Source organism: Methylomagnum ishizawai (assembly GCF_900155475.1).
In the GTDB taxonomy this organism is placed as follows: domain Bacteria; phylum Pseudomonadota; class Gammaproteobacteria; order Methylococcales; family Methylococcaceae; genus Methylomagnum; species Methylomagnum ishizawai_A.
On sequence record NZ_FXAM01000001.1, the window covers coordinates 2355011 to 2378938 of the forward strand.

Annotated in this window: 19 protein-coding genes; 16 read left to right on the forward strand and 3 right to left on the reverse strand. The window is 60.5% G+C overall.

All coding sequences use genetic code 11. The features are described from left to right. The first annotated feature begins 113 nt into the window (after positions 1 to 113). The 9 genes from B9N93_RS10420 (at position 114) to B9N93_RS10460 (ending at position 13297) form a co-directional block, all read left to right on the forward strand. Positions 114 to 557 (forward strand): hypothetical protein, encoded by a 444-nt coding sequence (locus tag B9N93_RS10420; protein WP_085213365.1) that lies wholly within the window; start codon positions 114 to 116, stop codon positions 555 to 557. A gap of 120 nt (positions 558 to 677) precedes the next feature. Further along, a complete protein-coding gene (locus B9N93_RS10425) occupies positions 678 to 911 on the forward strand; it encodes a hypothetical protein (protein WP_085213367.1) in 234 nt (77 codons plus the stop codon). A 96-nt stretch (positions 912 to 1007) separates the two neighbouring features. After that, positions 1008 to 4229, forward strand: a complete 3222-nt coding sequence (gene carB / locus B9N93_RS10430; RefSeq protein ID WP_085213369.1) for a carbamoyl-phosphate synthase large subunit — start codon at positions 1008 to 1010, stop codon at positions 4227 to 4229. 7 nt (positions 4230 to 4236) lie between these two features. Beyond that, positions 4237 to 4896 (forward strand): PIN domain-containing protein, encoded by a 660-nt coding sequence (locus tag B9N93_RS10435; protein ID WP_085213370.1) that lies wholly within the window; start codon positions 4237 to 4239, stop codon positions 4894 to 4896. Positions 4897 to 4925: 29 nt separating this feature from the next. Beyond that, complete coding sequence (gene greA / locus B9N93_RS10440) at positions 4926 to 5402, forward strand: transcription elongation factor GreA (protein WP_085213372.1); 477 nt, start codon at positions 4926 to 4928, stop codon at positions 5400 to 5402. A 154-nt stretch (positions 5403 to 5556) separates the two neighbouring features. Beyond that, positions 5557 to 7563: a TonB-dependent receptor plug domain-containing protein gene (locus B9N93_RS10445; protein WP_176225217.1), complete on the forward strand. Its 2007-nt coding sequence runs from the start codon at positions 5557 to 5559 to the stop codon at positions 7561 to 7563. Continuing rightward, complete coding sequence (locus B9N93_RS10450; protein WP_085213376.1) at positions 7563 to 8090, forward strand: YfiR family protein; 528 nt, start codon at positions 7563 to 7565, stop codon at positions 8088 to 8090. The genes B9N93_RS10445 and B9N93_RS10450 overlap by 1 nt, the downstream gene beginning before the upstream one ends. A 160-nt stretch (positions 8091 to 8250) precedes the next feature. Next, positions 8251 to 10278 (forward strand): TOL_0244 family TonB-dependent receptor, encoded by a 2028-nt coding sequence (locus tag B9N93_RS10455; RefSeq protein WP_176225218.1) that lies wholly within the window; start codon positions 8251 to 8253, stop codon positions 10276 to 10278. 160 nt (positions 10279 to 10438) lie between these two features. Next, entirely contained in the window at positions 10439 to 13297 is a 2859-nt protein-coding gene (locus B9N93_RS10460) for a response regulator (RefSeq protein ID WP_176225219.1), read from the forward strand. 18 nt (positions 13298 to 13315) lie between these two features. Here the strand turns inward: B9N93_RS10460 and yhbY are convergent, their stop codons facing one another. After that, on the reverse strand, positions 13316 to 13588 hold the full coding sequence (gene yhbY, locus B9N93_RS10465) for a ribosome assembly RNA-binding protein YhbY (RefSeq protein ID WP_125468931.1): 273 nt from the start codon (positions 13586 to 13588) through the stop codon (positions 13316 to 13318). A gap of 44 nt (positions 13589 to 13632) precedes the next feature. On the opposite strand from yhbY, the gene rlmE reads away from it, so the two are divergent. Next, positions 13633 to 14253, forward strand: coding sequence for a 23S rRNA (uridine(2552)-2'-O)-methyltransferase RlmE (gene rlmE / locus B9N93_RS10470; protein WP_085216235.1), 621 nt, complete (start codon positions 13633 to 13635; stop codon positions 14251 to 14253). A 238-nt stretch (positions 14254 to 14491) separates the two neighbouring features. Here the strand turns inward: rlmE and B9N93_RS10475 are convergent, their stop codons facing one another. Continuing rightward, the gene (locus tag B9N93_RS10475; protein WP_085213384.1) at positions 14492 to 15631 is read right to left on the reverse strand and encodes an AI-2E family transporter; all 1140 of its coding nucleotides are present in this window, start codon (positions 15629 to 15631) and stop codon (positions 14492 to 14494) included. Positions 15632 to 15939: 308 nt separating this feature from the next. On the opposite strand from B9N93_RS10475, the gene B9N93_RS10480 reads away from it, so the two are divergent. From B9N93_RS10480 to B9N93_RS24650, 3 genes are all read left to right on the forward strand, one after another. After that, on the forward strand, positions 15940 to 16464 hold the full coding sequence (locus B9N93_RS10480) for an OmpA/MotB family protein (protein WP_085213386.1): 525 nt from the start codon (positions 15940 to 15942) through the stop codon (positions 16462 to 16464). Between the two features lie 186 nt (positions 16465 to 16650). Further along, entirely contained in the window at positions 16651 to 19536 is a 2886-nt protein-coding gene (locus B9N93_RS10485) for a ribonucleoside-diphosphate reductase subunit alpha (RefSeq protein ID WP_085213388.1), read from the forward strand. A gap of 146 nt (positions 19537 to 19682) precedes the next feature. Beyond that, on the forward strand, positions 19683 to 20402 hold the full coding sequence (locus B9N93_RS24650; protein WP_254899374.1) for a hypothetical protein: 720 nt from the start codon (positions 19683 to 19685) through the stop codon (positions 20400 to 20402). A gap of 138 nt (positions 20403 to 20540) precedes the next feature. On the opposite strand, the gene B9N93_RS10495 is transcribed toward B9N93_RS24650, so the two are convergent. After that, entirely contained in the window at positions 20541 to 20879 is a 339-nt protein-coding gene (locus tag B9N93_RS10495; RefSeq protein ID WP_085213392.1) for a small metal-binding protein SmbP, read from the reverse strand. 287 nt (positions 20880 to 21166) lie between these two features. Here B9N93_RS10495 and B9N93_RS10500 point away from each other — a divergent pair, with 287 nt between their 5' ends. The 3 genes from B9N93_RS10500 (at position 21167) to B9N93_RS10510 (ending at position 23911) form a co-directional block, all read left to right on the forward strand. Next, positions 21167 to 22495, forward strand: coding sequence for a transposase (locus tag B9N93_RS10500; RefSeq protein WP_085213393.1), 1329 nt, complete (start codon positions 21167 to 21169; stop codon positions 22493 to 22495). A gap of 127 nt (positions 22496 to 22622) precedes the next feature. Continuing rightward, positions 22623 to 23051, forward strand: a complete 429-nt coding sequence (locus B9N93_RS10505; protein WP_125468933.1) for a hypothetical protein — start codon at positions 22623 to 22625, stop codon at positions 23049 to 23051. Between the two features lie 131 nt (positions 23052 to 23182). Beyond that, positions 23183 to 23911: a phosphoadenylyl-sulfate reductase gene (locus tag B9N93_RS10510; protein ID WP_217807351.1), complete on the forward strand. Its 729-nt coding sequence runs from the start codon at positions 23183 to 23185 to the stop codon at positions 23909 to 23911. Positions 23912 to 23928 lie beyond the last annotated feature (17 nt).

Consider the following 23928-nt stretch of genomic DNA (forward strand, 5'->3'; position numbering starts at 1 on the left):
GATTTTGGCAGCGATTCCTGGGCGAACCTTGTGAAGTGGGTTCATGCTTTTCGCGACGACTAAATGCGTTTCGCATTTTATTGTTCTGATTTTCATAGCTATTTCTCAATCATATGAAATTCGAGCGAATTTCTTATTCGGACTTGAATTCGCGCCAGAAGGAAAATTTTAATTTCCAGAAGGTATCGGCGGTGCTTGCGGATTATGGCTTTGTAACCATCCGCTTAAACGATGACTGGCAAGGCGCGGATTTTATTGCCCATCACGTCAATGGGGAAGTCTTCCTGAAGGTTCAGCTCAAAGGGCGGCTTACTGTAGATACTAAATACAAGGGTAAAGATATTTGGATATGTTTTTGCTATCAAGCTATATGGTATTTATTTCCTCACGATGATTTTTTGCGGTGGGCGCTTGAAAACTTAACTATCGGCGGAACCGAGGGTTGGGAGTATCCAGAAGATTGGGGGAAAGTTAAGGGTTGCTATAGTTGGCCAACGCCCGGCAAGAGCATTGTTTGGTTGAAAGACTATGCGCTAATTCCTTCAGTATCCGAATAAATAGTCATAAATCCCTGCCCTGATTTTGAAAAACTGTTATGCCAAAGCGTACCGACCTCCAAAGCATCCTCCTCCTAGGCGCCGGCCCCAACGCTCTTTTGTAGACAACGGGAAACCCTCATGCAAGCCATCGAACTAGAAACCACCATAGGCGAAGACGGAACCTTGCATTTGCCGGAGCGGTATAGGTTCAGCTTCGGTGCCAAGGCGCGGGTTATCGTTCTGCTGGACGATGCGGCGGATACCCAACTAGCCACCAAAGGCCAAGCCGATAAACTCATGGAATTCGCCGGTAAGGTGGATTGGCCGATAGCCGACCCGGTGGCATTCCAGCGCGAATGCCGCGACGCTTGATAGTTTGAACAGCACCAAGTTACTTATCCAGAAATAAACCCTGGATTTCCCGAGTCCGCTTCCACTATCCCTGTGGAAAACAGCACACAGACCACTATGCCAAAACGTACCGACATTAAAAGCATCCTCCTCCTCGGCGCCGGCCCCATCGTCATCGGCCAAGCCTGCGAATTCGACTACTCCGGTGCCCAAGCCTGCAAAGCCCTGAAAGAAGAGGGCTACCGGGTGATCCTGGTCAATTCCAACCCGGCCACGATCATGACCGACCCGGACATGGCCGACGCCACCTATATCGAGCCCATCGATTGGCAGACCGTCGCCAAGATCATCGAGAAGGAACGCCCCGACGCCCTGTTGCCCACCATGGGCGGACAGACCGCGCTCAACTGCGCCCTCGACCTCGACCATCACGGCGTCCTGGAGAAATTCGGCGTGCAGATGATCGGCGCCTCGAAAGATGCCATCGACAAGGCCGAGGACCGCCAGAAGTTCAAGGAGGCCATGACCCAAATCGGCCTGGGTTCGGCCCGTTCCGGTATCGCCCATACCCTGGAACAAGCCTTGGCCTGTCTCGAACACACCGGCTATCCCGCCATCATCCGGCCTTCGTTCACCCTGGGCGGTTCCGGCGGTGGCATCGCCTACAACCGCGAGGAATTCGTCGCCATCTGCGAGCGCGGCCTCGACCTGTCGCCGACCCACGAACTCTTGATCGAGGAATCGGTGCTGGGTTGGAAGGAATACGAAATGGAGGTGGTGCGCGACCGCCAGGACAATTGCATCATTGTTTGCTCCATCGAGAATTTCGACCCGATGGGCGTGCATACCGGCGATTCCATCACCGTGGCCCCGGCCCAGACCTTGACCGACAAGGAATACCAGATCATGCGCGATGCCTCCATCGCGGTGCTGCGCGAGATCGGGGTCGATACCGGCGGTTCCAATGTGCAATTCGCCATCAATCCCACGGACGGGCGGATGATCGTGATTGAGATGAATCCCCGCGTGTCGCGCTCGTCGGCGCTGGCCTCGAAAGCCACCGGCTTCCCCATCGCCAAGGTGGCCGCGAAACTGGCCGTGGGCTACACCCTGGACGAACTCCGCAACGAGATCACCGGCGGCGCGACCCCGGCCTCGTTCGAGCCGACCATTGATTACGTCGTCACCAAGGTGCCGCGCTTCACCTTCGAGAAATTCCCCCAGGCCGACGACCGCCTCACCACCCAGATGAAATCGGTGGGCGAAGCTATGGCGATAGGCCGTACTTTCCAGGAATCCCTGCAAAAAGCCCTGCGTAGCCTGGAGATCGGTATCGACGGTTTGGCCGAGAAACTCGACGCCAGCGAGGAGGACGCCACCGGCAGCCTGATCCGCGAACTGCGCCATCCCGGCCCCAGCCGCATCCTCTACGTGGCCGATGCCTTCCGGGCGGGTTGGCCTTTGGAGCAAGTGTTCGAGCATAGCGCCATCGATCCCTGGTTCCTGGCCCAGATCGAGGATTTGATCGCCGAGGAAAAGCGCCTGTCCGGGCGGGTCTTGGGCACGCTGACGGCAGACGAGTTGTTCGCCTTGAAGCGCAAGGGTTTTTCCGATTCGCGGCTGGCCCGCATCCTCGACACCCGCGAGGCCGAAGTCCGCGCCGCCCGCCACCGGCTGGGCGTGAGGCCGGTCTACAAGCGCATCGATTCCTGCGCGGCGGAATTCGCCACCGCCACGGCCTACCTTTATTCCACCTACGAGGAGGAATGCGAGGCCGCGCCCACCGACCGCCAGAAGATCATCGTGCTGGGTGGCGGGCCGAACCGCATCGGCCAGGGCATCGAGTTCGATTATTGCTGCGTCCATGCCGCCATGGCGCTGCGGGAAGATGGCTACGAAACCATCATGATCAACTGCAACCCGGAGACGGTTTCGACCGACTTCGATACCTCCGACCGGCTGTTCTTCGAGCCGCTGACCCTGGAGGACGTGCTGGAAATCATCCACCTGGAAAAGCCCATGGGCGTGATCGTGCAGTACGGCGGCCAAACCCCGCTCAAGCTGGCCCGCGCTCTGGAAGCGGCGGGTGCGCCGATCATCGGCACCTCGCCGGATTCCATCGATTTGGCCGAGGACCGCGAGCGTTTCCAAAAGCTGGTGGACCGTCTCGGTATCAAGCAGCCCCCCAACCGCACCGCCCGTTCCCTCGACGAAGCCCTGCGCTCGGCCAAGGAAATCGGTTATCCCTTGGTGGTGCGTCCGTCCTACGTGCTGGGGGGGCGGGCCATGGAAATCGTGTTCAACGACGAAGACCTCAAGCGCTATATGCGGGAAGCGGTCAGCGTGTCCAACGAATCGCCGGTCTTGCTCGACCGCTTCCTCGACGATGCCATCGAAATGGACGTGGACGCTGTCTGCGATGGCCAGCGGGTGGTGATCGGCGGTTTGATGCAGCATATCGAGCAGGCCGGGGTGCATTCTGGCGACTCGGCCTGTTCCATCCCGCCCTACGATCTCGCCGACACCCTCCAGCAGCAATTGCGCCAACAAGTCACCAAACTGGCCGAAGCCCTGGGCGTGGTCGGCCTGATGAACACCCAGTTCGCCATTCAGGGCGAGGAAATCTTCATCCTGGAAGTGAACCCCCGCGCTTCCCGCACCGTGCCTTTCGTGTCCAAGGCCACCGGCTATCCCTTGGCCAAGATCGCCGCCCGCTGCATGGTCGGTAAAACCCTGGAGGCCCAGGGCGTGACCGTGGAGCGGATTCCGGACTACTACTCGGTCAAGGAAGCGGTGTTCCCGTTCATCAAATTCCCCGGCGTGGACCCGCTGCTCGGGCCGGAAATGAAATCCACCGGCGAAGTGATGGGTGTCGGCGCGACCTTCGGCGAGGCTTACGCCAAGGCCCAACGCGCCGCCAGCAACAAGCTGCCCCGTGGCGGCAACGTCCTCATCAGCATCCGCGAAAGCGATCGGCCCAAGGTGACTTCCATCGCCTTGGACCTCCTGGCCCAAGGCTTCCAACTGGTCGCCACCCGTGGCACGGCCAAGGCTTTGGAAGAGGCCGGGATTCCCTGCGCCGTCGCCAACAAGGTCTATGAAGGCCGTCCCCATATCGTGGACATGATCAAGAACGGCGAATTGCAGTTCATCATCAACACCACGGAAGGCAAGAAGGCCATCGCCGATTCCTTCACCATCCGCCGTCAAGCCTTGCAACAACAGGTGACTTACACCACCACCATTTCCGGGGCGCGGGCGACTTGCTACGCTTTGAGCGAACTCGACGCCGGGGATGTGAACGCCTTGCAGGATTTGCACCGGCAATTGTTAGGGTAGACGGAACGTGTCCGAGGCGGTGCTTCCGGTCCAGAAAGTGTTGTTGGTCGATCTGGAAAACTGCCCCGGCCAGATCAAGCAGCTTCAAGGTGACATGGAAGCCTTCTCGCGGGTTGTCATTTGCTATGCCAATGGTGTTCCGCGGATTCCCTTGGACTGGTTGGTGCCTCTGGCCAAGGCGGTGAATGCCGATAGGCTGCGCGTCGTTAAAATGCAGAATGGTGGTAAGAACGCGGCGGATTTCGGCATTAGTTTCTTCGCGGGAATGCTGATGCAAGAGTTGCCTGCGGATACCCATTTCGTGATTGTGTCCAATGATACCGACTTGGACCATGCCGTGAACCTGTTGATAAGCCAAGGACGTACCGCCGAGCGTGTCGGTAAGGCGGTCGAGCCGACGGAAGAAAAAGAGCAGGGTATCGCTGCCCACGAAACCTCGAATCCTATTGGCGTCTATTGCGCGCACCTGTTGGCGCACCCCAAAACCCGGCCCGCTAAGGAAACCACGCTCCGCAGCAGCATCAAAGCCAAATTTGGCGGCGATGAAAAAATGGCCGACGAGGTTTTAAAATCGTTGTTGAGTTTCGCCGCTGTCAAAATCGAGCAGGGTGGATTGACTTATAACGATATGACGCTACAAGCCTTATCTTGGCCCTCCAAAGGCTGAGTCCTCTGTAATTCACTTAGGAATAGACTATGCAAAAAGTACCCCTGACCCTGCGCGGGGCCGAGAAGCTGCGCGAAGAATTGACCCATCTCAAATCCGTGCTGCGCCCCAGGATCACCCAGGCCATCGCCGAGGCCCGCGCCCATGGCGATCTCAAGGAAAACGCCGAATACCACGCCGCCCGCGAGCAGCAGAGCTTCACCGAGGGCCGCATCAAGGAGATCGAGGCCAAGCTGTCGAATTGCCAGATCATCGACGTGACCTCTCTCAACGCGCATGGCAAGGTGGTGTTCGGGGCCACGGTCGATCTGGCCGACGCCGACACCGGCGACGAAGTGACCTACCAGATCGTTGGCGAGGACGAGGCCGATATCAAGGCCGGGATGATCTCGGTGACCTCGCCCATCGCCCGCGCCCTGATCGGCAAGAAAGAGGGCGATCTGGCCGTGGTGCAGGCACCGGGCGGGACGCGGGAATTCGATATCGTCGCCGTGCGCTATATTTGAGGCTGGTTTGGCGTGTGTTTTATAGGCGGTATTGCGGGGCGTCCGGCATGGCGGGGTTTGCCCCGTGGCCACCGGCGAGGCGCTGAGTGGATGATGGCGCGAGCGGGTATGGGAGAGTCCTGTGCGGATGCCGATTGGGGGGGCGCTTGCGGCAATGGCCGCTCCGTGTTTACGCTGGGGAGGGCGCTGGCTGTTCGGGCTGGCGCTGTGCCTGGGCGGGACGGCCCAGGCCCAGGCTCCATCCGGGGACGCGCTGGACCGCAGCCTGGAGGAACTGAGCGGTACGGGGCTTTCGACCGCCCCTAAGGGTGTGCGGGTATCGACGGCCTCGAAATATTCCCAAAAGGCCGCGACCGCGCCGGGTTCGGTCCACATCGTCACCGCCGAGGATATCAAGACCTACGGCTTCAGGACCTTGGGCGAAGCCCTGCGGATGCTGCCCGGCACCTACCTCACCAACGACCGCAACTACAGCTACCTGGGCGTGCGGGGCTTCAACCGGCCCGGCGACTACAACTCCCGCATCCTCCTTTTGGTCGATGGCGAGCGCATCAACGACAGCATCTACGATAGCGCGTTGTTCGCCAACGACTTCGTCCTCGATATCGACTTGGTCGAGCGTATCGAATTCGCGTCCGGGCCCGGCTCCGTGGTCTACGGCAGCAACGCCTTCCTCGGCGTGATCAACGTCATCACCAAGCGCGGCAACGCGCTGGACGGTGCCGAACTGTCCGGCAGCTATGGCAGCTTCGATGCCTACAAGGCCAGGGGCAGTTTCGGCAAGCGTTTCGACAACGGTGCCGAGGTCTTGCTATCCGCCACCGGCTTCGATTGGGAAGGGCCGGACCACCTTTATTATCCCGAGTTCGATACCCCCGACCGGAACCACGGCAAGGCCGCCGGCCAGGATTACGACCGCGGCCAGAACGCCTTCGCCAAAGCGTCCTATAAGGCGCTGTCCCTGGAGGCGGGTTATGTCAGCCGCACCAAGGGTATTCCCACCGGGTCGTTCGGCCAGCGTTTCAACGATCCGGCCAGTTTCACCGACGATCAACGTATTTTCGCCTCGCTACAGTTCGACGACGAGATCGCGGAGGATTGGGGGGTCCATGCCCGGCTGGGCTATAACCGCTATGGCTATGTCGGGCATTATCCCTATGCCGACCCGTATGTCCTGAACGTGGACCGCGGCGAGGGCGATTGGTGGGATGGCGAACTCCGCCTGACCCATACCGGCTTCCAGGGGCACCGGATCATGGGCGGCCTGGAACTCCAGGACAACTTCCTGCAATCGCAGCGCAATTTCGATGCCGGTGGCCCGGTTTACCTGGATAAGGACTATTCCAGCGTCCGCTATGGATTTTTCTTGCTGGACGAGTTCGCTCTGTGGGATGCGCTGACCTTGCAGGTCGGCGCCCGCTACGACCATACCCCCTTCGGCCACAGCGCCAATCCCAGGGTTGCGCTGGCCTGGCAAGCCTTGGATACCACCACGCTGAAGCTGCTGTACGGCACGGCTTTCCGCGCCCCCAATGTGTACGAGCGCTTCTATAACGATGGCGATCTCACCCAGAAGGGCAATCCCAACCTGGGGCCGGAGCGCACCGGCACCTTGGAACTCGATCTGGAGCATTATCTGACGCCTTCCACCCGCTTGGGCGCGGCGTTCTACCGATACCGTATCGATGGCTTGATCGGCCAGGTGACCGATCCGGCCGATGGCTTGCTGGTGTATCGGAATGTTCAGGGCATCGAGGGGCTGGGGATGGAACTGGAGGCCGAGCAGCGCTTCGCCAACGGTATCCGGGGCACCCTCGGCTATTCCTTGCAGCATGTGGAAAGCCAGGGCCGGACCCTGATGAATTCCCCCGAACACATGGCGAAGCTGCATATCTCCGCGCCGCTGTGGGACGACGGCTACCGGATGGGCTTGGAAACCCTTTATTTCGGCCAGCGCTATACCAAGTCCGGCAAGGTCGATGGCTATGTGCTGACCAACCTCACGGCGCTAGCGGAACCCTTCAAGGACGTGGCGCTTTCCTTCAGTCTCTACAACCTGTGGAACACCCACTACGCCGACCCGGTCGGCGAGGATTTCATACAGGACAGCATCCCCCAGGATGGCCGCGGTTTCCGCCTCAAACTGACGGTGCGGTTCTGATGAAGCCGTTCGCCAAGCGCTTATGCGCGTCGGTGTTGAGTCTGCTGTTCGTGGTGACGGACCTTTCCAAGGGGGTCGCGGCCTTGACCGAGAGCCAGTTGAAGGTCGCGCTGCTCTATAAGTTCGCCCAATTCACGGTTTGGCCCGCCCTGGCCGACGAGGCGTTCGATTTCTGCATCTTGGGCGAAAACCGGTTCGGGGAGGATTTGGATGCCTTGGTGGGGAAAAAACTCCACGACAAGCCTTTGAAGATCACCTATCCGGCCACCCCGGAAGCGGCCCGTGGCTGCCAACTCGCCTATCTCAATTTCCCGGATGCCAAACAGTTTGCCCATTGGATCGACATCTTGGCGTCCGCGCCCGTCCTCACGGTGAGCGAAAGCCCGGATGCTTGGCGGAAGGGCGTGATGGTCGTGTTCGAGGTGGAACCCAATGGCGTCAGTTTCAGTATCAACCTCACCGCCGCCCGCGGTGCCAACCTTTCACTGAGCGCCCAGATGCTCAAGTTGGCGAAAGATGTCCGCTAAGCAAAAGCCGCCAGCCGGGCTATTATGGAAGACGGATTGCCTTGGCTTCGCCGCCCTGGTGCGGAAAAAGCCGTGCCTGGGTTCATATCCCAGGCAATCGCTTCCGCGGGCGGGAGGCGCACCGCCTATCCGCCGGGGGATGGGGGAGTTCTGGGGCGATATGAAATTGACCTGCAAGAGGATGCTGGTTTCTGCGCTGCCCTTCGCGCTGATGTTGTCGGGTGGAACCTCGTCCGCGGTGGAGACCAGCGAGCTTTTGGACATGAGCTTGGAACAGTTGATAAAGCTCGAAGTCACCAGCGTCGGCAAAAAACCCCAGCGCCAATCCCAGTCCCCCGCCGCCATTTTCGTGGTGCGCCAGGACGATATCCGCCGCAGTGGCGCGACCAGCCTGCCGGACATCCTGCGGATGGTGCCTGGTTTGGAGGTGGCCCGCATCGATTCCAACAAATGGGCGGTCTCCGCCCGTGGTTTCAACGGGCATTTCGCCAACAAGCTGCTGGTGCTGGTCGATGGCCGGACGGTCTATTCCCCTTCATTTTCAGGGGTTTATTGGGATATGCAGGATGTGATGCTGGAGGATGTCGAGCGCATCGAGGTGATTCGGGGACCGGGGGCGACTTTGTGGGGCGCGAACGCCGTGAACGGCGTCATCAACATCATGACCAAGGAGGCCGGGGACACCCAGGGCGGCTTGCTCAGCCTGGGCGGGGGTTCCATCGAGCAGGGCTTCGGCGCGGTCCGCTACGGGGGCAAATTGGGCGAGGGAACCTATGGCCGGGTCTATGGCAAGGGTTTCAACCGCGCCAGCTTCACCACCATCGAGGGGACCGATAGCGGCGACCAATGGAACCGCGGGCAGGCCGGGTTCCGCGTGGACCGCAAATCCGAGGACGGCGGCGGTGCCACCCTGCAAGGGGACGCCTACGCCGGGAATGTCGATCAGCGCATCTCCCAGCCCGGCCTGGCCCCCCCCAGGATGGTCTATGGGCAGGACTATGGGAGGATATCCGGGTTCAACCTCTTGGGGCGCTGGCGTAAGCCGTTGGGACCGGACTCCGAACTCACCGTCCAGGCTTATTACGACCACGCCTACCGCAACGAAAGCTATGTGGTGCAGCAGCGGGATATGTACGATCTCGAATTGCAACATCGCTTCGTTCCGGCGGCGGGGCACGATGTGGTGTGGGGATTGGGTTACCGCCTGAACCATGACCATTTCTCGGACCGGTTCCCGGTGGTCTTCGGCTCCCCCAGCCAGGACCGCCAACTCTTCAGCGCTTTCGTCCAGGACGAGATCGCCCTGGCCGGGCGCGAACTCAAGCTGACCTTCGGCTCCAAGTTCGAGCATAACGAATTCACCGGCTTCGAGGGCCAGCCGAATATCCGCTTGGCCTGGACCCCCAACGACCAGCATACCCTGTGGGGGGCGGTTTCGCGCGCGGTCAGGATTCCCACGCGGGCCGAGAACGACGGGAGGATCACGATCCTGGTGGAACCGGGCGTGCCGGAAACCTTCGGTTTGCCCATCGTGGTGCGGACGCTGGGCAATCAGCATATGCAGGCCGAGGTGTTGATGGCCTATGAACTGGGTTATCGTTTCCTGCCCAGTCCGGCGTTCACCGCCGACTTGGCGCTGTTCTACAACAACTATGACCGGCTCCGCTCCACCACCACCCGCATCACGCCGGATTTCGCCAGGGGTGTCATCGACAATGAAGAAATCTTCGCCAACCAATACGGGGGCGAATCCTACGGCGCGGAATTGGCGTTGGACTGGAAGCCCCTGGATTTTTGGCAAGTGCAACTCGGATATACCCTCCTCAAGTTGAACCTGCACGGTGCCGATCCCTATGGCCCGCCCGCGATAGCCCGGAGCAGCCCGCAACAGCAGCTGACGCTGCGCTCCGGCGTGGCTTTGCCGCGCGGGGTTTCGCTCGATTTCTGGTTCCGCTATGTCGACCGGATCACCGCGGGCTTCCCCGACCTCCGCATGGCCCAGCCGGTCGATGCCTATGCCACCTTGGACGCCCGCTTGGCGTGGAAACCCTGGAAGGCGGTGGAGCTGGCCTTGGTGGGGCAGAATCTGCTCGAAAACCGCCATGTCGAATTCATCCAGGAAGGATTCGGGCCGGAGCCGACCCAGGTTCCCAGGAGCGTTTATTTGCAAATGGAGTGGCGGTTCTAAACCGGGGGACATCCTCCGTGCGGACGCGAACTATCCGGCTGAATCCGGGCCGGTCCCCGCCTCCGCTGCCGGTCCCGATGGGGCCGGACGATATTCGGCCGCCGTGCTAATCGGCCCGGTGGCCCAAGCGCATACGTTATGTCATGGGAGAGTGTTGAGCATGACCCGATCCGTCTCCATCGCCGCGAAAATCCGGAGCATCGTGGTCTTGTCCACGGCCATCGCTTTGACCTTGGTGTTCTTCACCTTCGCGGTCATCGTGGTGCAGCGCGAGCGGCAGGCCACCCGCCAGGAAGTCACGACCCTGGCCGAGGTGATCGCCGCCAATAGCCAGGCGGTGCTGTCGTTCCAGGATTCCCATGGCGCGGCCGAGACCTTGCGCGCCCTGAGCGCCAAGCCCAATATCGTGAGTGCGTGGATACTGGACCGCGAGGGCCGGGAATTCGCCCGCTACGACCACGCCCCGGCGGCGGCGGGGCAGGCCGTCGTCACGGTCGCCGCCGTCCTGGACGCACTGGAGCCGCTCAGTGGCGGCTGGCTGTCGCCGGAGTTGGACCTGGAGCGGCAGATCACCCTGGGGGGCGAGGTGATCGGCTCGATCCGGGTCCGCGCCAGCTTGGTGGACATGTGGCTCAGCCTGGTCCAGCAATTGGGGGTGTTGGCCCTGGCCACGGCGGGTTCCTTCGGCACGGCCTTGGCCTTGATTTTCCGGCTGCGGCGGCAGATCACCGAACCCATCGACCGTTTGGTGGAAACCACCCGCAACATCACCTTGACTTGCGAGTATTCGCTACGGGTGCCGAAGCAGGGCGAAGACGAACTGGGGATATTGGTCGAGGACTTCAACCGGATGCTGGATCAAATCCAGGAGCGCGACCAGTTGTTGGCCGCCCACCGTGCCAACCTGGAGCGGGAAGTGGATAACCGCACCGCCGACCTGCGGATCGCCAAGGAGGCGGCGGAAGCCGCCAATATCGCCAAATCCCAGTTCCTGGCCAATATGAGCCATGAAATCCGCACGCCGATGAATGGCATCCTGGGTATGACCGAACTCCTGCTCGATACCGAGTTGACCGAGACCCAGCGGCGCAACGCGGAGATCATCCATAAATCCGGCGAAAGCTTGTTGTCCATCATCAACGACATCCTCGACTTCTCCAAGATCGAGGCGGGCCGCTTGGAACTGGAACGGGTGGTCTTCGACCTGCCCGGCCTGGTCGAAGAGGTGGCCGAGCTGTTCGCCGAACGCGCCGAGAACAAGTCGCTGGAACTGATCTGCCGGATTTCCCCGGACCTGCCCGAGCGGATGGTGGGCGATCCCACCCGGTTGCGGCAGGTGCTCAGCAACCTGATCGGCAACGCCTTGAAATTCACCGAGCGTGGCGAAGTGGTCATCGAGGCGGCTTGCGCGGACGGGCCGGGCGTTGTGGCGGGAGGCGGGGTGGCCGCATCCGGTGGGAAGGCCGAGGGACGGGCCGGTGCCGATTTGTTGCCGGTCCGTTTCGTGGTGAGCGACACGGGGGTCGGGATCGCCGAGGACGTGCTGCCGCGCTTGTTCCAGGCGTTCACCCAGGCGGATGGTTCCACCACGCGGCGGTATGGTGGCACGGGGCTGGGGCTCACCATATGCAAGCAATTGGTGGAACTCATGGGCGGGGGGCTTGAGGTCGAGAGCCGCCTGGGGCGGGGTGCCGCCTTTGGGTTCAGCGTGCCCTTGGTCCGCGCCGAGCCCGCCGGGGCGGGCGTCCCGGCCCAGCCCATGGAATTGCAGGGGCGGCGGGTGTTGATCGCCGAGGACAACGCGACCCACCGGGATATCCTCAAGCGCTATGTCGAATCCTGGGGCATGGAGGCGGGTTTGGCCGCCGACGGTTTCCAGGCCATCGATCTTTTGCAGGAGGCCGCCGCAACCGGGCATCCCTTCGACCTGGCCGTGGTCGATATGGTCATGCCGAAGATGAACGGCCTCGAACTGGGGCGCTATATCAAGGCCTATCCGGCCCTGGCCGCGCTGCCGCTGGTGATGCTGAGTTCGGCCACGCGCCAAGGGGAGGCGGCGGAAGCGCGCCGGATCGGCTTTGCCGCCTATCTTTGCAAGCCCATCCGCAAGGGCGGCCTGCGCCTTAGCCTGGTCCAGGCGCTCGCGACCGAACCGGCCACCTCGCCCCGGTCGGTCCGCAAGGTGCCGGAATACCGGACGGTGCCGCTGCCGCGGCTCGATGCCCGTGTCCTGTTGGCCGAGGACAACCAGATCAACAAGGAGGTCGCCTTGACCATGCTGGAAAAGTTCGGCTGCGCGGTCGATGTGGCCGGCAACGGCCTGGAGGCTCTCGCCGCGCTCGAACGGGGCGTTTACGACGTGGTCTTGATGGATTGCATGATGCCCGAAATGGACGGCTACGCCGCGACCATGGAAATCCGCCGCCGCCAGGCCGAGGGCCGTCTACCGGGCTTTCCGGTCGTCGCGATCACGGCGAACGCGGTCGAGGGCGACCGTGAACATTGCCTCGCCATGGGTATGGACGACTATCTGGCCAAGCCGTTCACGACGGAAGGCTTGTACCGGATGCTCGAAAAGTGGATTCCACCATCCCCGTCGTCGGAAAGGCATCTTCCGGTGGAAAGCCCGGCGGTCGCTGAGGCGCGGAGTGACGGCTTGGGTTTGGTGGATGCGGCGGCTTTGCTCAGGTTGCGGGGGATGCGGTCTAGCGGGGGGGAGCGTTTCGTCCGTCGGATCGTCGCGCTTTATCTGGAGAATTCGCAGACCCTCCTGCGCGACTTGGAACGGGGCTGGGCGGCGGGCGATACCGAAGCGGTCCGGTTTGCGGCGCATAACCTCAAATCCACCAGTGCCCAGGTGGGGGCGGTACAATTGGCCGAAATCTGCCTGGCGGTGGAAAACGACGCCCGCGCGGGCCGGTGGGAAGCTTCCGACGCGGTGTTGTCGCGGTTCCAGGAACTGTACGCCGCGACCCGCTTGGCGTTGCAGGAGGAACTGGGCCGGTTCCACGGCCCATGACGGCTCGGGGGCGGTGCCTCAGGGCTTGGCGGGATTCTTCCGGTACAGCACGATCACATGGCCGACGGCCTGGATCAAGGTCGCGCCGGTTTGTTCCAATATCCCCGACACCATGATTTGCCGCTCTTCCCGGTCGGCGGCATTGACCCGCACCTTGATGAGTTCGTGGTGGTCCAGGGCCAGGTTGATTTCATTCAGCACCGGCGGGGTGATGCCGTTGTGGCCGGTGATGACCACGGGTTTCAGGGCGTGGGCCTTGGCTTTCAGGAATTTTTTCAAATCCGATTTCAAGTTGTGATCCTCGATGTACGATTCAAACGATGGCAGGTGCCGCCATGGCGCGTAGCCGTAGCAGCGGACGCTGGTTGTCCGAGCATTTTTCCGACGAATATGTGAAGCTGGCCCAGGCCCAGGGTTATCGGTCGCGGGCGGTGTTCAAGCTGAAGGAATTGGACGAGCGGGAGCGCTTGTTCAAGCCCGGCATGGCGGTGATCGACCTGGGCGCGGCCCCCGGCGGCTGGTCGCAGTACGCGGCGGAGCGGATCGGCAAAAGCGGCAAAATTATAGCCCTCGACCTCCTGCCCGTGGAAGCGATGCCGGGGGTGGTGTTCATCCAGGGCGATTTCCGCGAGGAGGCGGTGTTGGAACAACTGCGGGCTGAACTCTCGGGGCAGTTGGCCGACCTGGTGTTGTCCGACATGGCTCCGAACACCACCGGCGTCAACGCGGTCGATCAAGCCCGCTCCATGGTCCTGGCAGAATTGGCGCTCGACACCGCCCGCGAAACCCTGAAACCCGGCGGCGGTTTCGTGGTGAAGCTGTTCCAGGGGCCGGATTTCGACGCCTATGTCAAGGCGGCGCGGGAGGTGTTCGCCAAGGTCACGGTCAGGAAGCCCAAGGCTTCGCGGGACCGGAGCCCGGAGGTTTATCTGGTGGGTAAAGCGGCCCGCAAATGAAATACGGTTTGGATTTCCATGGTTTGGGGATCGGGCGAGTGGAAACCGCGGTCGGTTTGGCGGTTTGACGGCCCCCGGAGCTTCGCGCCCCGGAGGTCCGTGGACGGGGATCACTTGGGCGGTTTCAGGGGTTTGATGTTCGCCAGGGTCGAGCTATCGCGTAGCCGTCGGATTTGGCGGGGAGGACTGGGAGCGCCCCGGCGCAAAGTCTCCGCCGCCGAGTTCGATAATCCCCGCCTCAATACTGCTGCCGCCCCATCCAGGCATCCGGCCCCTTCAACATCGCCGCTGGAATCTCAGGGGCCTCCCCGTTCTCCTCTTCCCCCAACCGTGGCCAGGCGTTCAGCACGGCCTTGACCAGGGTCGCCAGGGGAATCGCGAAGAACACCCCCCAGAATCCCCAAATCCCCCCGAAAAACAGGATGGCGACGATGATCGCCACCGGATGCAGGTTCACCACTTCCGAGAACAGCAAAGGGATCAACACCACCGCGTCCAAGGCCTGGATGATGGAATAGGCCAGGATCAAATACCAGAATTCGTCGCCCATGCCCCATTGGAAGAAGGCCACGATCACCACCGGGAAAGTCACCAGGGTCGCGCCCACATAGGGGATGATGGCCGACAGTCCGATCAACACCGCCAGCAACAGCGGATAGTTCAGCCCCATCAGGGCGAAGGTGGCGAGGCTCGCGATCAACAGCGCCAACACCTCGATGAACTTGCCGCGCACATAGTTCCCGATCTGCATGTCCACCTCGTCCCAGACCTTGCCCGATAGGTGGCGGTCCCTGGGCAGGTATTGGATGAACCAGGCCAGGATGCGCTCCTTGTCCTTGAGGAAGAAGAACACCAGGAACGGCATCAGGATCAGGTAGACGATCAAGGTGATGATGCTGACCAGGGAGGAATAGGAGTAGGTCAGCATCGATTGGCCCCAACTCAGTAAATCCTTGCGCATGGTGGCGGTAATCTCGACCAGTTGCGTCTCGGTGATGAAGCCGGGATAGCGTTGCGGCAATTCCATGATCAAGGTTTGGGCGCTGTTGGCCCAGGCCGGTAGCTGGGTGATGAATTGCATGCTTTGCTGGTAGAGCAGGGGCAGCAGCGCCACCAGCAGGAACAGCACGAAGGCCAGGAACAGCAGGTAGACCACCAGCACGGCGGCCAGCCGCGGCAGCTTGCGGCGCTCGCCCGCCTTGACGATGCCTTCCAGGAGATAGGCGATCACGCCGGCGGCGAACACCGGCATCAGCATCTTGCCCAGCCCGATCACCAGCCCGAAGCCCAGGGCCAGCAGTAGCGCGAGTGAAATCGCCTGGGTATTGGGCAGCACTTTCTTAATCCAATCGTGGGTCCATTCGCTCAGGGTTTGCATAGCGGTATTTCTTATTGTTGTCGTGGCTTCCATTCCGGGGGGTGGTGACGGGGGGCGGTGTGGAAAACCCGCGTGGAAGCCTTGTTTATATTTTTCGATGGGGCGGGGTGGTCGGCGATGGATTCCGCCGGTCCCGTCGCGGGCGGTTCGCGGACCCCCATTTCCGCCCACTGGCCGACTTTTATCCGTCGCAACGATAACATAACGCGGCCTCTGCCGCTCCGAAGGCGCATGCCCGCGTCCGGCGGGGAATGGCGGAGGCTCCAATGGCCTTCCGGCCCAATCACTACTGACACAGGAGCCACCCTATGCGTTTGCCAGCCGTATTGCTTGCGTCCCTATTCCTCGGCGCTTGCGTGATGCAACAAACCTACGACCGCGAACACCAGTTGAACCAACAGCTCGAATCGGAGCTACAGTCGGAGCAGGTGCAAATACAGCAACTCAAGGACCGGCTGCGGATCACCATCGAGGACAGCATCCTCTATCCTTCCGGCCGGGCCGATCTCAGCCGGGAAGGGCGGGCCTTGCTCGACAAGTTGGCCCCCACCCTCCAGCAGGCCACCGACCATCGCATCGAAGTCGAAGGCTATACCGACGATGTGCCCGTCGGCCATCACCTCAAGGGCAAGTACAAAACCAATTGGGAACTCTCCTCCGCCCGTGCCGCCGGCGTGGTCGAATACCTGCAACGCAAGGGCATCGATCCCAGCCGGATGACGGCGGCCGGCCATGGCCAGTACCAGCCCGAAGGCGATAACAGCACCGCGTCGGGGCGGGCCGAGAACCGGCGCATCGATATCGATTTGGTGCCCATCTACACCCAGAACTAAGCCCCGCTGCCGCTGCCTGGGTATCGATCCGGGGGATCAGCTCGATGATCCCCCGGACGCCGCCGACTGCCGGGGGATGGGTCGGATATGGATTTTTTCGCGCAATAGACCACAGGATATGGTGCTTGACTCTAGGTTTTACCACACTCTATAGTGGCGACCCTCAATAAGACCCAGGAGTCGTCCATGCAGCCCGAAACCCGCCTGAATCCCCCGTCCGCCCATGCCCTCCCGCCCGAAGCCCCAGCCATCCACCCTGAACTCCAAGCCACCGACCCCGGTGCGCTGCGCGTCATCCGCCGCAACGGCAAAGTGACCCAATTCGACGCCGGCAAGATCGGCGTCGCCATCACCAAGGCTTTCCTCGCGGTCGAGGGCGGTAGCGCTGCCGCCAGCCGCCGCATCCACGAAGTGGTGGAGGACCTCACCGCCCAGGTGGCCGCCGCCTTGTCGCGGCGCCATCCGTCCGGTGGCACCCTCCATATCGAGGACATCCAGGACCAGGTCGAACTGGCCCTGATGCGTGGCGAGCATCACAAGGTGGCCCGCGCCTATGTGCTGTACCGCGAGGAACACGCCCGGCTCCGCGCCGAGCAGTCCAACGCGCAGCCGCCCGCCGAGGATGCGCTGCGCGTCACCCTGGCCGATGGCAGCCAGAAACCGCTGGATGGCGTGCGCTTGGGCCGTATCGTCGATGAAGCCTGCCGTGGATTGGCCGATGTCGATGGCGCGTGGATCCTGGAGGAGACCCGCCGCAACCTGTTCGACGGCGTGCCGGAAAAAGACGTGGCCGCGGCTTTGTTGATGGCGGCGCGGACCCGCATCGAGCAGGAGCCGAATTATTCCCAGGTCACGGCGCGGCTGTTGCTCGACACCTTGCGCCGCGAGGCTTTGGGCTTCCTGGACCAGGGCGCGTCCGAAGCCACCCAGGATGAGATGGCGGAACGCTACCCGGAATATTTCGCCGACTTCATCAAGCGCGGCGCGGAACTGGAACTGCTGTCGCCGGAATTGACCCGCTACGACCTCAAGCGCCTGGGCGCGGCGCTCCAGCCGGAACGCGACCTGCTGTTCAACTACCTCGGGCTGCAAACCCTGTACGACCGTTATTTCATCCATCACGGGAATATCCGGTTCGAGTTGCCGCAAGCCTTTTTCATGCGTGTCGCCATGGGCTTGGCCCTGAATGAGATCGACCGCGAGGCCAAGGCCATCGAATTCTACGGCCTGTTGTCGAGCTTCGATTTCATGAGTTCGACGCCGACCCTGTTCAACTCGGGCACGCTGCGCCCGCAGTTGTCGTCCTGCTACCTGACCACGGTGCCGGACGATCTGGAAGGCATCTATGGGGCCATCAAGGACAATGCCTTGCTGTCCAAATACGCCGGCGGTTTGGGCAACGACTGGACCCGCGTGCGGGGCTTGGGGGCGCATATCAAGGGCACGAATGGGAAATCGCAGGGCGTGGTGCCGTTCTTGAAAGTGGCGAACGATACCGCCGTGGCGGTCAACCAAGGCGGGAAGCGGTTGGGCGCGGTCTGTGCCTATCTCGAAACCTGGCACCTCGATATCGAAGAATTCCTCGACCTCCGCAAGAACACCGGCGACGACCGCCGCCGTACCCACGACATGAACACCGCCAACTGGGTGCCGGACTTGTTCATGAAGCGGGTGGCCGAGGAAGGCCAATGGACCTTGTTCAGCCCCAGCGATACCCCGGACCTCCACGACCTGACCGGCGCGGAATTCGAGCGGCGCTATACCGAATACGAGGCCAAGGTGGACCGGGGCGAAATTTCCCTCTTCAAGCGCCTACCCGCCGCGCAGTTGTGGCGCAAGATGCTGTCGATGCTGTTCGAGACGGGGCATCCTTGGGTCACGTTCAAAGACCCGTGCAATTTGCGGTATACCAACCGCCATACCGGGGCGGTGCATAGCTCCAATCTTTGCACCGAAATCACCCTGCACACCAATGACAGCGAAATCGCCGTCTGCAACCTGGGTTCGGTGAATCTGGCCGCGCATATCACCGCCGACGGTGCCCTCGACGCCGCCAAGCTGGAACGAACCATTTCCACCGCCATGCGGATGCTCGATAACGTCATCGACGTCAACTATTACAGCGTGCCGCAAGCCCGCCGCTCCAACCTGCGCCACCGCCCGGTGGGCTTGGGGATCATGGGTTTCCAGGATGCGCTGTATAAGCTCGGCATCGCCTACGCCTCGCCGGAAGCCGTGGAATTCGCCGACCGCAGTATGGAACGGGTGAGTTACCATGCCATCAAAGCCTCCACCGATCTGGCCGAGGAGCGGGGCCGTTATTGCAGCTTCGAAGGTTCCTTGTGGAGCAAAGGCATCCTGCCCATCGATTCCATCGCGTTGGTGGAAGAGGCGCGGGGTGGCTATCTGCAAATGGATCGCTCGTCCACGCTGGATTGGGCGGCGCTGCGCGAGCGGGTCAAGACGGTGGGTATGCGGAACAGTAATACCATGGCCATCGCGCCGACGGCCACGATTTCCAATATCTGCGGAGTATCGCAGTCCATCGAGCCGACCTATCAAAACCTATTCGTGAAATCGAATTTGTCGGGGGAATTTACCGTGGTCAATCCGTATTTGGTGGCCGAGTTGAAAAAGCACGGCCTGTGGGATGCGGTGATGATTAACGACTTGAAGTATTACGACGGCAGCGTGCAGAAGATCGAGCGGGTGCCGGAGGCGGTGAAGCGGATGTACGCGACCGCGTTCGAGTTGGACGCCCGTTGGTTGATCGAGGCCGGTTCGCGGCGGCAGAAGTGGATCGACCAGGCGCAATCCTTGAACCTGTACATGGCCGAGCCTTCCGGCAAGAAGCTGGATAACCTGTATAAACTGGCCTGGATTCGCGGCCTCAAGACCACGTATTACCTCAGGACACTGGGCGCGACCCATGTCGAGAAAAGCACGGCGTTCGACGGCAAGCTGAACGCGGTGAAGGGGCTGGTGCTGGACGCGGCGGCGGAGGATATCAAGCCGGTGGAAGGGGGCAAGGTGTGTTCGTTGGATGATCCTACTTGTGAGGCTTGTCAGTAAGCTATAATCTCGTTGGGTGGAATAGGCGGTATCCCGGCCTATTCCATCTGTGGTTGTGGTTCCATATCCAGTGGATTCACATGTTATGCTATTCCTTCCTGTACGCAGGCGATCTCCTATAATATGAAACCCATCACTGTTATTCATTGGGGGCGGCTTGCCGCCCGGCTTATCAGATGCGGCGTCTATTTCCCGAGCATTTCCAAAGCGGTCCCTTTGATTGGACGGTCACCCCATTTCATTCTCTTAAAACAGTATTCTCTGGGGGGTTCGCTCCGGAGCGGGTGCTGCTTCCGCAATATATAAAATTCCTGCCGGCTCATAAGGTGGTATGCGACTATTCCGGCCTGCAATTTGCCCATGCCTTGGCCAAAGAAAAACTGCGACCCTTCCGTAAGGGGCTACTGGCTCATAATCCAAACCCAAGTGCTGAATTGTTGAATAGCGAGATATACCTGAACGCCATCGGCAGGTTCCGGCACACCTATACCAAGTTCGACGGTCTATGCCAGGAAAACCGTAGGATGGTATTTATCAGGTGGATAGGCTCTGGGTTATATACAAAACCAGATCAAAAAGGCCCGGGAAAAAGTATGGTGGAATCTATTATTGAGGATGATAATATATTTATGCTGGAAAGTCTGTTATCGGATAAATATCCAGAGCTGGATTTCAGGATTTACTATATACAATCCATTTATAAGGAACAGGTCGAGAGTGGTAAGAAGCTGGTGCTGAGTATTAGTCATTCTTCGGAAAGGCTCAGCACTTTGGTCATTCTGGAGGAGAATCCTGAAAATTATAATGGCGACGATAAGGCTTGGCAGGCGGCAGCGCTGGAGATCAGGAAACAGATGGATTTTTAGCCCGTGGTGGATACACCCGCTACCCAATTTCCACGTATTAGACACAAAAAAGCGCGTATGGTCCAAAGCCACACGCGCTTTTTTATATCCACTGGCTAACGCCGGATTCCCGCCCAGCGGAGGTTCTGAGATAACCGGTTAGCCGCCGATCTTCTTCATATCGGTCATGGCTTCCTCGACCGCCTTCATACCCTCGTCGACCTTGCCTTCCTTGCCCAAAGTGACGGCGGATTTCAACTGTCTCACCATCCTTTGGGTGGCGGCGGAAAAAGGCTTGGATTGGGCCTGGATCAAGGCGTCTTGGCTGGCTTTGACGAACGCGGCGGAATCGCCTTGCTTGCCCGCGTCCAGTGCTTTCTGGGCGTAGGGGGCGATGGCCGACAGGTCTTCGTTCATTGGGCCGCCCGCCGCGTGGACGGCGCTGGCAGAGGCCAGCAGGGAGACCAATAACAACCTGATCGCGGTTTTGAATTTCATGTGGGGTTCCTTGAAAAATAAGGAGACATGGAAAACCCATATCCCCTTCGCAGAATAGGCTTTTTTAGAAAAATAAGCAAAGCCAAAAACAGCGGGCAACCAATTTGGCCCGTAGCCCGTAGGGCGAAATGGCCGGTACTTCGGCGGAATACGTCACTCTTCCCTACGCGGGCCAAGGCATGGAACCAGCTTGGCAAGCCTGGTGGGTATTAAGACCAGCCCTTTCAAACTGGAATGATCAATAACCTTATCCAATTCATAAATACCCCTACTGCGAGTCGAGAGCCATGCTAGAGCTATTCCGCCAGAAAATGCCCCTGTCGTGCCTGTTGTACGGCCTGCTCGAACGCTGTTTTTCGGCGGAGAGGCTGGACCGGATTTTCCTGGAGAACGCGAAAGAACAATACACCCGCGAAATCCTGTTCTCGACGGTATGCGACCTCATGCTGAGCGTGGTCCTCAAGGTCCATCCCTCGATCAACGCGGCTTATCAAAAACACCCGGAACCCCTGGGGGTGACGGTATCCGCGCTGTACGAGAAACTCAAGGGCGTGGAATTGCCCGTATCCCAGGCCTTGTTGCGCGATACCTCGGAAGACTTGTCGGATATTCTCGATGCCTTGGGTTTCATCCCCGACCCCTGGTTGCCGGGATACCCGGTCCGCGTCCTCGATGGCAACTGCCTGGCGGCGAGCGAGAAGCGCCTCGCGGTCCACCGGGAGGTCGGCGGCGGCGCATTGCCGGGCAAGTCGCTGGTGGTGTTCGACCCGGAGCGCCGCCTGATGCGGGACGTGTTCCCCTGCGAGGACGGCCACGCCCAGGAACGCCGCCTGCTCGGCGCCGTGGCCCGCGCCATCCGGGCCGGGGAACTGTGGATCGCCGACCGCAACTTCTGCACGGAGGGCTTTCTCAACCAGCTCCGCCACCACGGGGCCTATGCCTTGATACGCCTGCACCGGAACCTGCCCCTCACCGAAGAGACCCTGTTTTCCCCCGTCGAGGAAAGCCAAGGGCGGCGGATACTGGAAAAGCCGGTGACGGTGGCCGGGAGGGGGTATCGCCTGGTGCGCGTCGAACTTGAAAAACCCACCCGCGATGGCGACCTATTCATCGATATGATCACCGATCTGCCCGCCGACATTCCCGCCACCACCATCGCCGACCTTTACCGCCGAAGGTGGACCCTGGAAACCGCGTTCCAACACGTCGAAAGACATTTCAATTCCGAGATCGAAACCCTGGCCTATCCCAAGGCCGCCCTGTTCGGATTCGCCCTGGCCCTGGTGGCCTATAACATTTCCTCGGTGATGATCTCGGCGCTGGACTGCGCCCATCAAAAACCCGTGTCCAAGGATATCTCCGGGTATTATATCGCCCACGAGATCGCCGCCACCTTCCTCGCGCTCATCCAACTGGGCGAAGGCTTGGATTGGCGGTTCGTCGCCGCCTGCGCCCCGCCCGAATTCGCCGCCTGGCTGCGCGAAACCGCCCGCAACGTCAATCTCCGCGCCCTGAGGAAGCATTCGAGGGGCCCCAAACAGCCAAAATCCAAGCCGCCTTACGATCCAAAACAGCCCCATGTCTCGACTTATCAATTGCTTACGGGTAAGAAGTAGTCACTTTGAAAGGGCTGGTATTAAGACTTGTGCTAAGCTCGATGGTGTTGCGCGCTGTGATAACGCCTGGTCACAAGTTGGGCAATATAAATAAGTTACGATTATATGATCGATGAGGGAAATCATTATGCGAAAAAAATTGGCAAATATAACAATGCTGTTGGGCTTGATGCTGGCGCTTCCGGTACGGGCTGAAATATGGGTTTGCGATTATGATGGCAGTTGGTCAACATTCGGCAGTAATAATAAAGGCAAGTTTACTTGGAATGTATTTTGGAAAAGCAAAGCCGGAGCCGGATGGGAAATCAATGGTGAATATACGGATCGCTATGGCAGATCGTTGCTGGATGGCAATTGCAATGACCATACATGCAAATTAACCCAGGTTTACCACAGCGGCGAGTTGAATGGGAAGCAATACTTTTGGAAAGGCAATTATACCGACGAAACCATCGGCAATGCCAAGACGGTCAATCGATTTGAAGGCACCTGGGGCGCTACGCCCAGCGCTGGCGACGGCTTGTGGCGGGCGGTTGCCACTTGCGTACGCAAATAACCTTAGATATTCCGCACCTTGAACTGCCCGATATGGATGAGCGTCGAATATCCATAGCGCATAAACGAATTTCTCCGCTTCCTGGCTTATGGTAAGGTAAGCCTCCTTTGCAATCCCGCCCATTGATGCCCATGAGCTTCGAGACTTCCGACATCGCCAGCCTCCACGCCGACCTGGTCGGCAAAAATCCCCGCACCATCCTCAAGACCGCGCTCGCCTTGTTCGACAACATCGCCGTGTCCTTCAGTGGTGCCGAGGATGTGGTGCTGGTCGATATGGCCCATAAGATCAGGCCCGACATCGCCGTGTTCACCCTGGACACGGGCCGTCTCCACCCCGAAACCTACCGCCTCATCGAAGCCGTCCGCGAGCGCTATCCCAGCCTCCGCTTGGAGGTGCTGTTCCCCGATTGCCAAGCCCTCTGGCAGATGGTCAAGGACAAGGGGCTGTTCAGTTTCTATAAGGACGGCCACCACGAATGCTGTGGCATCCGCAAGGTCGCCCCGTTGCGCCGCAAACTGGAAACCCTGGATGCCTGGGTCACCGGCCAGCGCCGCGACCAGAACCAAACCCGCCAGGAATTGGCCGAGGTGGAGATCGACGCCGCCTTCTCGGGGCCGGAACGGCGGCTGGTCAAGTTCAACCCGCTGGCGAATTGGTCCTCGTCCCAGGTCTGGGATTACATCGAGGCCCACGACGTCCCGCTCAACGAACTGCACCGCCGGGGCTATGTCAGCATCGGCTGCGAACCCTGCACCCGCCCGATCTTGCCGAATCAGCACGAACGCGAGGGGCGTTGGTGGTGGGAGGACGCCGGCAAGAAGGAATGTGGGCTTCATGCCGGGAATGTGAAGGGATAGGTTGGCGCTGGGGTGGG